The sequence below is a fragment of the Wenzhouxiangella sp. YN9 genome (assembly GCF_056324165.1).
Genome location: NZ_JBJNIP010000100.1, coordinates 68,143 through 81,643, shown reverse-complemented (window position 1 = coordinate 81,643; position 13,501 = coordinate 68,143). Strand labels below are relative to the sequence as shown.

Here is a 13,501-nt window from a genome sequence, read left to right as displayed (position 1 = left end):
ATGCCGGTGGTCACCGAATCGCAGCTGCTGGCCTGGCTCGGCGAGGTGCTCTGGCCGATGTTCCGGATTGCCGGCATGCTGATGATCGCGCCGATGTTCGCCGCCGGTTCGGTGCCGGCGCGCGTTCGCATGCTGTTGTCACTGACGCTTGCGCTGGCGGTTTATCCGCTGCTGCCACCGATCGGGAACGTGCCGGGGTTTTCTCTGGAAGGCCTGCTGGTGGGCGCGCAGCAGGTGCTCATCGGCCTGGCGGCCGGGTTCATCATTCAGCTGGTTTTCGATGGTGTGGTGATCGGTATCCAGACGGCGGCCATGAGCATGGGGCTGGGGTTTGCCCTGTTCATCGACAACGACAGCGGTGCCCAGGTGCCGGTGCTCAGCCAGTACCACCTGATTGCCGCCATGCTGATTTTTCTCAGCCTCAATGGTCATATCCTGCTGGTCGAGATGATCATCGACAGTTTTGCGGCGCTGCCGGTGGCGCCGCTCGGCTTCGATCGCGACGCCGCCTGGCAGATCGCCGGCTACGGCGGCCAGATGTTCGTCGGTGCGCTGCGGGTGGCCCTGCCGGCGGCAACCGCTGTGTTGATCGTCAATCTCAGCATTGGCGTGATCAGCCGCGCGGCCCCCAGCCTGAATCTGTTCGCCGTCGGTTTTCCGATGACGATGCTCACCGGCTTCGTGATTCTGATGGCCACGCTGCCGGCCCTGGCCAATACGCTGGCGGCGCTGCTCGATCACGCCTTTGCTGCGGTTTACGATCTTTGGGGGTAGGCGGGTATGGCCGAGCAGGACGAGCAGCAGGAACGCACTGAACAACCGACGCCGAAACGGCTCAAGGACGCCCGCGACAAAGGGCAGGTGCCGCGCTCGCGCGAGCTGACCATGACGCTGGTGATGCTGGTGGGATCCGGCTTTCTTCTGCTTTCGGGTGGCTGGGCCGCCGAGCGCGTCATGGGCGTGCTCGAAACCGGCTTTACCGTTGAGCGTGCGCGGCTGTTCGACGAAGCCTTCATGACCGAATACCTGGGTGAGCAGATCGCCTCCGGGCTGGCCACGGTGGCGCCCCTGCTGGGCGTGCTGCTGGTCACCGCGCTGCTGGCGCCGGCGACGCTCGGCGGCTGGGTGTTCAGCGGCAAGGCCCTGGCGCCGAAGTTCGAACGTCTCAATCCCGGCAAGGGCCTCAAGCGAGTGTTCGGCCCCAAGGGGTTGATGGAGCTGGCCAAGGCCATGGGCAAGTTTGCCGTGGTGGCGCTGGCCGCCGGTCTTTTCATCCGCCACGCCATCGCCCACCTGATGGCGCTGCCTTCAATGGGGGTGCAGGCGGGCATGGCCGCGAGCGTGCAGCTGATCGGCCTGGCCCTGATGACCCTCAGCGCCACCCTGATTGTGATTGCGCTGGTGGACGTGCCGTTTCAGCTGCACAGTCACCACAAGCAGCTGCGCATGACGCGCAAGGAAGTCAAGGACGAAATGAAGGAGACCGACGGCAATCCGGAGGTCAAGGGCAAACGCCGCAGCATGCAGCAGGAGCTGGCCAGTCAGCGCATGATGGAAGCCGTGCCCGAGGCAGACGTGGTGGTGACCAACCCGACGCACTTTGCCGTGGCCCTGCGCTATGAAACCGAGCGCATGGCGGCCCCGGTGGTGGTCGCCAGCGGGGCCGATCATCTGGCGCTGGCGATTCGGCGCAAGGCCGAGGAAGCCGGCGTGCCGCGCATCGAGGCCCCGCCGCTGGCGCGCGCGCTTTACCGTCATGCCGACGTCGGGCAGCCGATTCCTCCGGCGCTCTACGTAGCGGTTGCCGAAGTGCTCAGCTGGGTCTACCGGGTGCAACGTGAGCCCGGCGGCGAGAGGCTGCCGGCGCCCAATCCCGAGGTGGATGAAACGCTGTCGCAGTAGCGAGGGCTGGCCCGCATTTTGCATCACTGAGGGCATGAACAGAGAAAACGGGGAAAATTCGTGATGAACCGGGCTGCCATCATGCCCGCCCTGCAGCGTGCCGGCGCCCTCGGTCTGGGCGCACCCCTGCTGGTGCTGGTATTGCTGGCGATGGTGGTGCTGCCGCTGCCGGCGCTGATGCTGGATGTGCTGTTCACATTCAATATCACGCTTTCCATTGCCGTCATCCTGGGCGTGCTCTACATCATGCGGCCGCTCGACTTCGGCGTTTTTCCGACGGTGCTGCTGTTCGGTACGCTGCTGCGGCTGGTGCTCAACATTGCGTCGACCCGCGTGGTCCTGCTCGAAGGTCATACCGGAACGGATGCGGCCGGTCAGGTCATTCAGGCTTTTGGCGAGTTTGTCATCGGCGGCAACTATGCGGTCGGGCTGGTGGTTTTCACCATTCTGGTGGTGATCAACTTCGTGGTGGTCACCAAGGGTGCCACGCGCGTTTCGGAAGTCAGTGCCCGCTTCACGCTCGACGCCATGCCGGGCAAGCAGATGGCCATCGATGCCGACCTCAATGCCGGCATCATTTCGCAGGAAGAGGCGCGCGAGCGGCGCGAGGAGATCCGTCAGGAAACCGACTTCTACGGCGCCATGGATGGCTCGAGCAAGTTCGTGCGTGGTGACGCCATCGCCGGCATCCTGATCCTGTTCATCAATATCATCGGCGGCCTGCTGATCGGCATCGCCCAGCACGGCATGTCGCTTCGCAACGCAGTCGAGGTCTACACCCTGCTGACCATCGGCGACGGTCTGGTGGCGCAGATTCCGTCGCTTTTGCTGTCGACCGCGGTGGCGGTCATCGTCACCCGGATGTCGCGCTCGCAGGATATGAACAAGGCGGTGCTCGATCAGGTGTTCGGGCAGCCCCGCGTTCTCGCCCTTACCGCTGGTGTACTAGCAGCCATGGGGCTGGTGCCGGGTATGCCCAACCTGGCGTTCCTGAGCCTGGCAGGCATTGCCGGCGGCGCCGCCTGGCTGCGGCACCGCAAGCGCGTTGAGACCGCGGCGGCCAGCCAGCGATCGGCGCAGCGCGAGGCCGAGACGCAGCCCGAGCAGCCGCGTGAGCTGCAGTGGGAAGACGTCGCCCAGGTCGATCCGATTGGCCTGGAGGTAGGGTATCGCCTGGTGCCGCTGGTCGACGCCCGCCAGGGCGGCGAGCTGATGAACCGCATCAAGGGGGTGCGCAAGAAGCTGTCGCAGTCCATGGGCTTTCTGGTGCCGCCGGTACATATTCGCGACAACCTGGAGTTGGCGCCCACCCGCTATCGGCTGACGCTGTTCGGCGTGGTGGCCGCCGAGGGCGAGGTCCATCCCGACCGCGAACTGGCCATCGACCCCGGCGGCGTCAGCTCGCGGCTGCAGGGTACCGAAACCCGGGATCCGGCCTTCGGCATGCCGGCGGTCTGGGTGGAGCCCAGTGTTCGCGAGCACGCACAGACACTGGGCTACACCGTGGCCGATGCGTCCACGGTGATCGCCACGCATCTGAGCCATGTGCTCAAGCAGCGCGCACACGAATTGCTGGGTCATCAGGAAGTGCAGCAGCTGCTGGACGTGCTCGCCAGGAGTGCGCCCAAGCTGGTCGAGGATCTGACGCCCAAGACGCTGCCGCTGGCCGTGGTGGTGCGCGTGATGCAGCGCCTGCTGGCCGAGAAGGTGCCGGTGCGCAACGTGCGTGCCATCTGCGAAACCCTGGTCGAGCACGGCGCGCGTACGCAGGATCCTGATGAGCTGTTGGCCGAGGTGCGGCAGACGCTGGGGCGACAGATCGTTCAGGAGATCAACGGGCTGGGCGAGCAGATGTCGGTCATGACGCTGGCGCCGGAGCTGGAACAGCTTTTGCAGGATGTGGTGCAGCAGGGTGATTCCGGGGTCGTGGAGCCCGGACTGGCGGAAAAGCTGCAGGAAGCGCTGCAGTCGAGCACCCGACAGCAGGAGGCCAGGGGAGAACCCGCCATCCTGCTGGTACCGCCAAGAATTCGCAACATGCTGTCACGTTTCGCCCGACAGGCCGTACCGGGCCTGCACGTGCTCTCGCACGGCGAGATTCCAGAAGACAAGCAGCTGCGGCTGATCGGTCAGGTTTCGCGTTGATGCCAGGCCGGGGCCGTCTGAACAAGTGCAGCAGGAGAGACAGGACGCCATGAAGATCAAGCGCTACGTTGCCGACGATATGCGACAGGCACTCAAGCTGGTGCGCGACGAGCAGGGACCCGATGCGGTCATTCTCTCGACCCGGCATCTTGATGAAGGCCTGGAGCTGATTGCCGCGGTGGACTACGACGAGACTCTGGTCGAGTACGCCATGGGCCGCGGCGCCGGCCGCGGAAACGAAAAGCGCCGCCAGACGCGGGACACCTGGCAGTACGAGCCGCCGGGTCAGGATGCGCCTGAGCCCGACCCGTCGGCGCCGGATCAGGTCAGCCTCAGCTCCGAGCTGGCAGTCGAGGACGCGCCGCAGGATGTCGTCGAACTGTCTGGCCAGGCGCAATCGCGGGCCGCTGCCGGCGACGGCGCCGCGGCTCCCGGCGCGGCGCCGCGGCAGCAGAATGCGGCTGCTGACGCGGTACCGGCTGCCGCCGTGTCGGAATCTTCACTGGTGGGCATGCGGCGTGAGATCAACGTGCTCAAGCGCATGCTCGAGACTCAGATTTCCAGCCTTGCCTGGAACGACATGTCGCGTAGGAACCCGCTGCGCGCCGCGGTGCTGCGCGATCTGATCCGCATGGGCCTGGCGCCGGATCTGGCCCAGGACCTGGCCAGCAAGGCGCCGGTCAGGGAAGGTGACAGCGCGGCCACCTGGCGCGGCGCCCTGGGCCTGCTGGCGCGGCGCATGAAATTCTTTGAAACCGACCCGCTGGCCGCCGGCGGGGTAGTGGCTCTGGTCGGACCCACGGGGGTGGGCAAGACCACCACCATTGCCAAGCTGGCCGCCCGCTACGCGCTCAAGAACGGGCTCGAAAAGATGGCACTGATCAGCGCCGATGACTATCGCATCGGCGCCCAGGAACAGCTGTTCATTTACGGCCGGCAGCTCAACGTGCCGGTCTATGTTGCCCGCAACGCCGACGAGCTGCGGCAGCGCGTCGAGCGGCTCTCGCATGCCGATCTGATCATGGTGGATACCGCCGGGGTCAGTCAGCGTGATACCCGCCTGGTGCGGGCGCTGGAGTCGCTGCAAATGGAAGGCCGGCCGGTTTCCTCCTACCTGGTGCTGGCCGCCAATGCGCAGATGGAATCGATTGACGAAGCGGTGGCCGCGTTTTCGCGCATGCCGCTGGCCGGCGGCATCGTCACCAAGATCGACGAGGCGGCCAGCCTGGGCGGCATGCTGTCGGTACTGGCGCGTTACAGGCTGCCGGTGGCCTGGTCGGCCGACGGCCAGGAAGTGCCCGAGAATCTGCGGCGGGCGAGTGCCCGCCATCTGATCAGCCAGGCTGTCAGCCTGATGAAAAAATCGCGTGCCGGCCGTGAAGATCACGCCCTGGCGCGCCACATTGCCGAAGCGAGGTATGCCAATGCTTGAAGGGGGAAGAAATCAGGCGGCCGGGCTGGAAGGGGTGAGCGCGAAAGGCTCGCGTCAGCCGGTTCAGGTCATCGCCGTGGCGTCCGGCAAGGGTGGAGTGGGCAAGACCAATGTGTCGGTCAACCTGGCTGCCGCCCAGGCGCGGCGTGGCCGCAAGGTGTGGCTTCTGGACGCCGATCTGGGGCTGGCCAATATCGATGTCCTGCTGGGCCTGAGTCCGCGGCGCAACCTTTCGCATGTGCTTGCGGGGGAATGCGATCTCGAAGACATCATCGTCGACGGGCCAGCCGGCATCCGCATCATTCCCGCCGCCTCGGGGGTGCAGGACATGACAACCCTGCCGCCGGAGGCCTGCGGCGGTCTGATCAGCGCCTTTTCCGAGGTCACCGGCAGCGCCGACCTGCTGATTGTCGATACCGCCGCCGGCATCAGCTCGGCGGTCACGCTGTTCGCCCGCGCCGCGCATCAGGCATTGATCGTGGTCTGTGACGAACCGGCTTCCCTGACCGACGCCTACGCGTTGATCAAGGTGCTCTCCCGCGATTACGGCATCGAGCGCGCCCAGGTGCTGTCCAACATGGTCCGCAGCGCCGCTGAAGGACGCGCGCTCTACCGCAAGCTGGCGCGCGTGGCCGATCGTTACCTCGACATCACGCTGCACTACGCCGGGCACGTCCCGCACGATGACTTCCTGCGTCGGGCACTGCAGCAACAGCAGCCCGTAGTCACGGCTTTTCCGGGCTGCCGCGCCACCGAGGCATTCAAGAATCTGGCCGAACAGGCCGATACATGGGGTGTGCCATCGGGTGCCGGCGGCCATCTCGAGTTCTTTCTTGAGCGCGTGGTGGGTGCCGAGCCCGGGCAGGCGGAGGCCGCGCGATGAACGCCACGGCCGAGTATGAAGCAGTGCGCAGCCTCTCCAGCGAGGACCTGGTGGAGCAGTATGCCGATCTGGTCCGGCGGATTGCCTATCACCTGGCCGGCCGTCTGCCGGCCAGCGTCGAAGTGGCCGATCTCATTCAGGCCGGGATGCTCGGCCTGATCGAGGCTGCCGGCCGTTACACCGGCAGCCGGGGCGCGCGTTTCGAGACCTATGCCGGCATCCGGATTCGCGGCGCCATGCTCGATGAGCTGCGCAAGACCGACTGGACGCCGCGCTCGGTACACCGCCGGGTGCGCGAGATGGTCGAGGCCATCCGGCAGCTGGAAATTCGCCTGGGTCGGCGCCCGCGCGATATCGATATTGCCGCGCAGATGGGCGTCAGCCTGGACGAGTACCACGACATTGCCCGTGAGGCGGTTTTCTGCCGGATGCTGAGCACCGAGGACCTCTCGCCGGTCGACAGTGATTCGGGGGTGGTGGCCGACAAGACGCAATCACCCGAGGGTGAGCTGCAGGAGGACGCCGCGCAGGCGGCCCTGACCGAGGCGATCGCAGCGCTGCCGGCAAGGGAACAACTGGTGATGAACATGTATTACGACGACGAGCTCAACCTCAAGGAAATCGGCGCAGTGCTGGAGGTGAGCGAGTCGCGCGTCTGTCAGCTGCATGGCCAGGCGCTGGCCAGGCTCAGGGCGCGCTTGTCGGACTGACGGATAAACGACACAGCAACGGAGACGCTACGTTGGACAAGAACATGCAAATTCTGGTCGTGGACGATTTTTCCACGATGCGGAGAATCGTCAAGAATCAGTTGCGCGAGCTCGGTTTCGGCAACGTCACCGAAGCCGATGACGGGCGCACGGCCCTGCAGGTGCTCAAATCCAGGCGCATTGATTTTGTGGTTACCGACTGGAACATGCCGGATGTGAGCGGGCTGGAGCTGCTCAAGGCCATTCGCGCCGACGACGCGCTCAAAGCGCTGCCGGTGTTGATGGTCACGGCTGAAGCCAACCGCAGCCAGATCATCGAGGCCGCCGAGGCCGGCGTGAACGGCTATGTGGTCAAGCCGTTTGCCGCCGAAACCCTCAAGGACAAGATTCAGCGCGTGTTCGAGCGCCTGGGGGCGTCGACATGAACAGCGGCAGCGACGATCGCAGACCGGCGGATTATCTGCCCACCATCGAGGCGCTGGCCGCGGCCGCGCGCGGTAACGACGAGGCCATTTTCTACGCCAGCCTGGACGAGCTGACCGCCATGCGCGAGACCAGCCTGTTCCAGGATATCGGGCGGCTGACGCGCCAGTTGCACGAAGCCCTCAACAGCTTTCAGGTCGACGCGCGCGTGGAGACGCTGGCCAGCGAGGAAATACCCGACGCTCAAAGCCGGCTCGATGAAGTGATTCACATGACCGAAGCGTCGGCTCACAAGACCATGGACCTGATCGAGGAGACCATGCCGCTGGCCGAACGTCTGACCGAGGACAGCACGCGCCTGGTGGGCGACTGGCAGCGCTTTCGCGCCCGCGAGATGGCCGCCGACGAATTTCGCAGCCTGGTACGCGAGACCGAGGAGTTTCTCGACAGCTCCGGCCACACCTCCGGTGAGATTCGCAAGCGGCTTTCACAGATGCTGATGGCCCAGGATTTTCAGGACCTGTCGGGGCAGGCCATTCGCAAGGTCATCGAGCTGGTCAAGGAAGTCGAGAGCACGCTCGTCAACATGATTCGTCTGTCGGGCAGGCAGTCCGGCGAAACGGGGGCGACGGCAGACCAGTCCGGCAGAAAGCACGAGGAAGAAGACCGGGTGACCAGCCAGGACGAAGTGGATGACGTTCTCTCGAGCCTGGGCTTCTAGCAGGTGAGATCATGAGCTTTCAGTTCGACGACAGTATTCGCGACGACTATCTCAACGAGGCCGGGGAACTGGTCGAGCAGTTGGGTGAGCAGCTCGTCGAACTGGAGCGGCGGCCGCGCGACAAGGCGCTGCTCGATACCGTTTTTCGCGCCTTTCATACCGTCAAGGGGGGTGCCGGCTTTCTCGATATCGAACCACTGGTGACCCTGTGTCATTGTGCCGAGGAAGTGTTCGATGCGCTCAGACGTCAGGAGCTGGAAATGCGCACCGAGATCATGGATTCGGTGCTGCACTCGCTCGATGAGGTGGTGGCCATGCTGGCGGCCATGCGCGACGGTCAGGAACCGGCCCCGGCGCCGCCCGCACTGCTTGATCAGCTGCGCGGGTTCGTGCACGAAAAAGCAGCCACTGCAACAACAGCGCCCCGCGCGCAGGATGATCGCAGCGGCGACATTACCGACGATGAGTTCGAGGCCATGCTGGCCCAGGCAGGCGCGGCCGCCGAACCGCCTCCGGCGGCGCAGGGCGAGACGGCTGCGGGCTTGCCGGAATCGGCACAGTCGAGCGCGGACGCGTCGCCGAGCGACGATATCACCGACGAGGAATTCGAAGCCCTGCTCGACGAGTTGCACGGTGAAGCCGCCCCCGGCGGCGATGATGCAGCCGATACCGGCGAGGTGGAGCTCGGCAGCGCGCCCGAGGATGCTGACGGGTCTGATGAAATCACCGAAGAGGAGTTCGAGGCGATTCTCGATCAGGTGGCCCGCGAGTCCGGCGGCACCGACTCGGCGGCGAGTATGCCGCAGGCGCAGGGCGCCGAATCGCCCGAGCCTGCGAGCGCTGCGGAAGACCCGGCAAGCCCACCGGCAGCGGCCCCAACGGCCCAGCGATCGGCGCCGCCGGCCGAGGCCGCGCCTGCCCGGTCGGCCGCGCCTGCGCCGGTGGAGTCGACCGTTCGGGTGGATGTCGCCCGGCTGGATCGCGTCATGAACCTGGTCGGTGAGCTGGTGCTGGTGCGCAACCGGCTCAGCAATCTGGGCGAGCAGCTCAAGCATGAAGAACTGCAGAGCACGGTGGCCAACCTCGATCTGGTGACCTCCGATCTGCAGATGGGGGTGATGCAAACGCGCATGCAGCCGATTCGCAAGGTGTTTTCGCGCTTTCCGCGCCTGGCGCGGGATATGGCCCGGTCGCTCGACAAGGAAATCGAGCTGACCCTGCACGGCGAGGATACCGATCTGGACAAGAATCTGGTGGAAGCGCTCGCCGATCCGCTGGTCCATCTGGTGCGCAACGCCATGGATCACGGCATCGAAACGCCGGAGGTTCGCGCGGCTGCCGGCAAGCCGCGCACCGGTCGGGTCGAGCTCAGTGCCGAACAGGAGGGCGATCACATTGTCATTCGCATCAGTGACGATGGCGCGGGCATCGACGCCGAGGGGCTGCGCGACAAGGCCGTCAGCCGTGGCTTGATCACCGCCGAGGCGGCCGCAAGGCTGAACCGTCGCGAGTGTCTCGATCTGATGATGTTGCCGGGGCTGTCCAGCCGCGAGGAAGTCTCCAATATTTCCGGCCGTGGCGTCGGCATGGACGTGGTCAAGACCCGCATCAGTGAACTCAACGGCAACGTCGAGATCGAGTCCGAGCGTGGAAAGGGTTCCACCTTCAAGGTTCAGGTGCCGCTGACCCTGGCCATTCTGCCGGCGCTGATGGTGCGGCTGCGTCAGCGTCGCTTCGCTTTTCCCCTGTCGCATGTGGTCGAGGTGTTCTTTCTCGATCCCGGGGCGGTGCGTCAGGTCGAAGGGCGCGATGTCATCATGGTGCGGGGCAAGCCGCTGCCGCTGGTTTTTCTTGGTGATTTCATGGAGCTGGCCGACGACGGCCCGGCGAGCGAGCGCGGTTACGTGGTGGTGCTGCAGGTCGGCAGCGACAAGATCGGCTATGTCACCGACGAGGTGCTGGGCCAGGAAGAGGTTGTCATCAAGCCGCTTGGCGCGCTGCTGCACGGGCTGCCGGGCTTTGCCGGTGCCACCATTACCGGCGATGGCCATATTGCCCTGATCATCGACATCAACGGCTTGATGAAGCGCTTTGCCCCCGGGGAGGCCTGAATGGATATTCTCAGTGCAATCGGTCTGTTTCTGGCGCTGGTGGCAATTGTTGGAGGTTCGATCCTCAAGGGCAGCGGGCTGGCGGCGCTGTGGTCGGCCGCGGCTTTCGTGATCGTGATTGTCGGCACCGTTGCCGCCACCCTGCTGCAGACACCGATGGACGTGATGAAGCGCGCGCTCGGCATCGTTGTCTGGGTGCTGCGCCCGCCGTCGGTCGAGTCCGAACCGATGCTGGAAAAGATTCTCGAGTGGAGCCAGACCGCTCGCAAGGAAGGGCTGCTCGGGCTCGAGCCCAGCGTCGAGCTGGAGACCGATCCTTTTATCAGCAAGGCGCTGCAGCTGGTGGTTGACGGCAGCGAACCGGAAACGATCCGCAGCATCATGGATGTCGATATCGGCACCCGGGAAGACGCCGACACCCGCGCCGCCAGGGTCTTCGAGGCAATGGGCATCTATGCGCCCACGCTCGGCATCATTGGCGCGGTGATGGGGCTGATTGCAGTCATGCAGAACCTTGCCGATCCTTCCAAGCTGGGTTCGGGCATTGCCGTGGCGTTTGTGGCCACCATTTACGGCATCGGCTCGGCCAATCTGTTCTTCCTGCCGGTGGCCGGCAAGCTCAAGGGCCTGATCGGCCGCCAGACTCAGCTGCGCGAGATGATCGTCGAAGGCGTGATTTCCATTGCCGAGGGGGAGAACCCGCGCAATATCGAGACCAAGCTCAAGGGCTTTGTCCAGTAAGGGGGGCATGCATGGCGCGCAAGAACAGGAAGGAAGACCACCTCAATCACGAAGCCTGGGCGATTCCCTATGCCGACCTGATGACGCTGCTGCTGGCTTTTTTCGTTGTGATGTATGCCATTTCCTCGGTCAACGAAGGCAAGTATCGAGTGCTTTCCGAGTCGCTGGTGGCCGCCTTCAGCGGGGCGCCCAAGAGCATGAAGCCGATTCAGCTGGGTGAAAACAAGGCCACCACTGCCGGCGAGGGGCGCCTGAACGTCGAGCCGCGCAGTATCACCGACCCCGGCATCCTGCAGATGCCCATGGAGTCGATGCAGACACAGCCCAATGCGCCAACCACGGCCTCTGAGCTGGATACCCGTGCGCGCGAGCTCGAGGCGCGCCTGAACGTGATGGCCGACGAGATACGCCAGGCGCTCAGCGACCTGATCGAGATGGATCTGGTGCGCGTTCGTCAGACGCCTTTCTGGCTCGAAGTGGAGGTCAAGACCGACATCCTGTTTCCGACCGGTGTTGCACAGATTTCCGAATCGGCCCGGCCGACGCTACGGCGCCTGGGCGGTATTCTCGAGCCTTTTTCCAATCCGGTTCGTGTGGAAGGACATACCGACAACGTGCCGATCAAGACCAGTCGGTTTCCCTCCAACTGGGAGTTGTCAGCGGCGCGCGCAGCCAGCGTGGTTCGACTGCTGCAGAGTACCGGCATCGAGCCGATCCGCCTGGCGGCCATCGGCCTGGGTGAGCATCGTCCGGCCGGCGACAACGCCACCGAAGAGGGCCGCAACCGAAACCGCCGGGTCGTGATCGTGGTTCTCGCCGACGATCAGCTCCCGGAGCAGTTCGCCCAGGACAGTGATTCAGGCGAGCCGACGCAATCGCAAGACCAGGGCGCCGAAAGTTCCGGCGCGGAGAGTGCATTATGAAAACCTGGGCAGTCGCCAACCAGAAAGGCGGCGTGGGCAAGACGACAACGACGGTCAGCCTGGCCGGCTGGCTGATCAAGGCCGGGCATTCGGTACTGGTCGCCGATCTGGATCCGCATGCCTCGCTGACCGGGTACTTCGGTTTTGACCCCGAGGCCCTGGAATGGAGCATCTATGATCTGTTTTCCGGCGACGACAGCCCCGCCGTTGAGCGCCTGATCCTCGAGACTTCGCAGCAGGGGCTCAGCCTGTTGCCGGCCGCTCCTGCCATGGCGACGCTCGACCGCCAGCTGGGTACCCGCCAGGGGCAAGGGCTGGTACTGGCCACGGCACTGAAGGGGCTGCGCGATCGTTTTGACTGCGTGCTGCTCGATTGTCCGCCGACGCTGGGCGTGCTGATGATCAACGCCCTGGCGGCTGCGGGTCTGGTGATCGTGCCGACGCAAACGGAATATCTCGCGCTCAATGGCCTCGATCGAATGCAGCGCACGCTGAAAATGGTCAACAAGGCACGCCCTGAGCCGCTGCCGCACATTGTCGTTCCCACCATTTTTGATCGGCGCACGCGCGCGTCCATTCAGGTGCTGCGCCAGCTGCGCGAGGAATATGCAAGCCATCTGTGGGGCGAAGCCATTCCGGTCGATACCCAGTTTCGCGAGGCCAGCAAGGCCGGCGTGCCACTGCCGCAGATGGATGCGAACAGTCGCGGTGCACAGGCGTTTCGGCGGCTGTTGCGCCATATCGAGCGGCTGGATGCGCGCGCCGATGACGGCGTCGGAATGCGGAGGACGGGATGAGCGACCGTGGTTCCAGGCGTCATCTGGTCGCCTCCTCGCAGGCGGTGCAGGACTATCTCGATCAGTTGTTCGGGCAGGTGCGCGAGCGTGGCGGGCAGGACGATTCCGACGCGCCGGCCGCCGCAGAACGGCCGGATTCGCCGACGCCCGGAGCGCGGGGTTCGCAGGCATCGGGTCCGGGTGCGGCCCGGCCGGAGAAGGCCCGGCCCGCGCCAGCGGAGAACGGCAATCACGACGCGCTGGATGCGCTCGATGAGCCGGACGATGATCTGGCGGGGCTGGACGACGGACGCACCTTTTATCTTTTCGAGGTGGCCGGACTGACGCTGGCCATTCCGCAGGCGCGTTTTGAAAGTGAAATCGCGGTGCCCGAGATCATGACCCCACCGCTGGGGCATGACTGGCGCCGGATCGCCGAAACGCCCTCTGGGCCGCTGATCGTGGTCGATACCGCCGCTTTGATTCTTGATCAGCATGACCGCGGTTTTCCCGACGATCGGGTCACGCATCTGATCGTGCTCGACAGCGGCAACTGGGCACTGGCGGCTCATGGTCCGGGCGTGCGCGAGCCCATTGCCCTGGATCAGGTTCACTGGCGCAGCACGTCCGGCCGGCGCCCCTGGCTGGCGGGTACGCATTCGGCCCGCGGCTGTGCGCTGCTCGATCTCGACGAGATCGGCCGCATGGCGCTTTGAGAACGGCGCGGCGACTGC

General features: G+C 65.1%; 13 protein-coding genes. All 13 read left to right on the top strand.

The window, feature by feature from the left end; all coding sequences use genetic code 11:
• Entirely contained in the window at positions 1–774 is a 774-nt protein-coding gene (gene fliR / locus ACEWQ0_RS08880; RefSeq protein WP_476483333.1) for a flagellar biosynthetic protein FliR, read from the top strand.
• A 6-nt stretch (positions 775–780) separates the two neighbouring features.
• Positions 781–1,902, top strand: coding sequence for a flagellar biosynthesis protein FlhB (flhB, locus tag ACEWQ0_RS08875; protein WP_476483332.1), 1,122 nt, complete (start codon positions 781–783; stop codon positions 1,900–1,902).
• 63 nt (positions 1,903–1,965) lie between these two features.
• Entirely contained in the window at positions 1,966–4,047 is a 2,082-nt protein-coding gene (gene flhA, locus ACEWQ0_RS08870; RefSeq protein ID WP_476485130.1) for a flagellar biosynthesis protein FlhA, read from the top strand.
• Between the two features lie 49 nt (positions 4,048–4,096).
• Positions 4,097–5,479 carry a flagellar biosynthesis protein FlhF gene (gene flhF / locus ACEWQ0_RS08865; protein ID WP_476483330.1) on the top strand — a complete coding sequence of 461 codons (1,383 nt, stop codon included), beginning with the start codon at positions 4,097–4,099 and terminating at the stop codon, positions 5,477–5,479.
• Positions 5,472–6,362, top strand: coding sequence for a MinD/ParA family protein (locus ACEWQ0_RS08860; RefSeq protein ID WP_476485129.1), 891 nt, complete (start codon positions 5,472–5,474; stop codon positions 6,360–6,362). Before flhF ends, ACEWQ0_RS08860 begins: the two co-directional genes overlap by 8 nt.
• The gene (locus tag ACEWQ0_RS08855) at positions 6,359–7,072 is read left to right on the top strand and encodes an RNA polymerase sigma factor FliA (RefSeq protein ID WP_476485128.1); all 714 of its coding nucleotides are present in this window, start codon (positions 6,359–6,361) and stop codon (positions 7,070–7,072) included. The genes ACEWQ0_RS08860 and ACEWQ0_RS08855 overlap by 4 nt, the downstream gene beginning before the upstream one ends.
• Positions 7,073–7,104: 32 nt before the next feature.
• A complete protein-coding gene (locus ACEWQ0_RS08850; RefSeq protein ID WP_476483327.1) occupies positions 7,105–7,497 on the top strand; it encodes a chemotaxis response regulator CheY in 393 nt (130 codons plus the stop codon).
• A complete protein-coding gene (locus ACEWQ0_RS08845; RefSeq protein ID WP_476485127.1) occupies positions 7,494–8,216 on the top strand; it encodes a protein phosphatase CheZ in 723 nt (240 codons plus the stop codon). The genes ACEWQ0_RS08850 and ACEWQ0_RS08845 overlap by 4 nt, the downstream gene beginning before the upstream one ends.
• 11 nt (positions 8,217–8,227) lie before the next feature.
• On the top strand, positions 8,228–10,327 hold the full coding sequence (locus ACEWQ0_RS08840) for a chemotaxis protein CheA (RefSeq protein ID WP_476485126.1): 2,100 nt from the start codon (positions 8,228–8,230) through the stop codon (positions 10,325–10,327).
• Complete coding sequence (locus ACEWQ0_RS08835; protein ID WP_476485125.1) at positions 10,328–11,068, top strand: flagellar motor protein; 741 nt, start codon at positions 10,328–10,330, stop codon at positions 11,066–11,068. It abuts the gene before it with no gap.
• 11 nt (positions 11,069–11,079) lie between these two features.
• The gene (motD, locus tag ACEWQ0_RS08830; protein WP_476483323.1) at positions 11,080–11,991 is read left to right on the top strand and encodes a flagellar motor protein MotD; all 912 of its coding nucleotides are present in this window, start codon (positions 11,080–11,082) and stop codon (positions 11,989–11,991) included.
• Positions 11,988–12,788 (top strand): ParA family protein, encoded by an 801-nt coding sequence (locus tag ACEWQ0_RS08825; protein WP_476485124.1) that lies wholly within the window; start codon positions 11,988–11,990, stop codon positions 12,786–12,788. The genes motD and ACEWQ0_RS08825 overlap by 4 nt, the downstream gene beginning before the upstream one ends.
• Positions 12,785–13,483 (top strand): hypothetical protein, encoded by a 699-nt coding sequence (locus tag ACEWQ0_RS08820; protein WP_476485123.1) that lies wholly within the window; start codon positions 12,785–12,787, stop codon positions 13,481–13,483. Before ACEWQ0_RS08825 ends, ACEWQ0_RS08820 begins: the two co-directional genes overlap by 4 nt.
• The last annotated feature ends 18 nt before the right edge of the window (positions 13,484–13,501 follow it).

Bases quoted from the DNA above. Each gene is read 5' to 3' on its own strand.
- fliR (WP_476483333.1), top strand. From the start codon at position 1: ATGCCGGTGGTCACCGAATCGCAGCTGCTGGCCTGGCTCGGCGAGGTG.
- flhB (WP_476483332.1), top strand. From the start codon at position 781: ATGGCCGAGCAGGACGAGCAGCAGGAACGCACTGAACAACCGACGCCG.
- flhA (WP_476485130.1), top strand. From the start codon at position 1,966: ATGAACCGGGCTGCCATCATGCCCGCCCTGCAGCGTGCCGGCGCCCTC.
- flhF (WP_476483330.1), top strand. From the start codon at position 4,097: ATGAAGATCAAGCGCTACGTTGCCGACGATATGCGACAGGCACTCAAG.
- ACEWQ0_RS08860 (WP_476485129.1), top strand. From the start codon at position 5,472: ATGCTTGAAGGGGGAAGAAATCAGGCGGCCGGGCTGGAAGGGGTGAGC.
- ACEWQ0_RS08855 (WP_476485128.1), top strand. From the start codon at position 6,359: ATGAACGCCACGGCCGAGTATGAAGCAGTGCGCAGCCTCTCCAGCGAG.
- ACEWQ0_RS08845 (WP_476485127.1), top strand. From the start codon at position 7,494: ATGAACAGCGGCAGCGACGATCGCAGACCGGCGGATTATCTGCCCACC.
- ACEWQ0_RS08840 (WP_476485126.1), top strand. From the start codon at position 8,228: ATGAGCTTTCAGTTCGACGACAGTATTCGCGACGACTATCTCAACGAG.
- ACEWQ0_RS08835 (WP_476485125.1), top strand. From the start codon at position 10,328: ATGGATATTCTCAGTGCAATCGGTCTGTTTCTGGCGCTGGTGGCAATT.
- motD (WP_476483323.1), top strand. From the start codon at position 11,080: ATGGCGCGCAAGAACAGGAAGGAAGACCACCTCAATCACGAAGCCTGG.
- ACEWQ0_RS08825 (WP_476485124.1), top strand. From the start codon at position 11,988: ATGAAAACCTGGGCAGTCGCCAACCAGAAAGGCGGCGTGGGCAAGACG.
- ACEWQ0_RS08820 (WP_476485123.1), top strand. From the start codon at position 12,785: ATGAGCGACCGTGGTTCCAGGCGTCATCTGGTCGCCTCCTCGCAGGCG.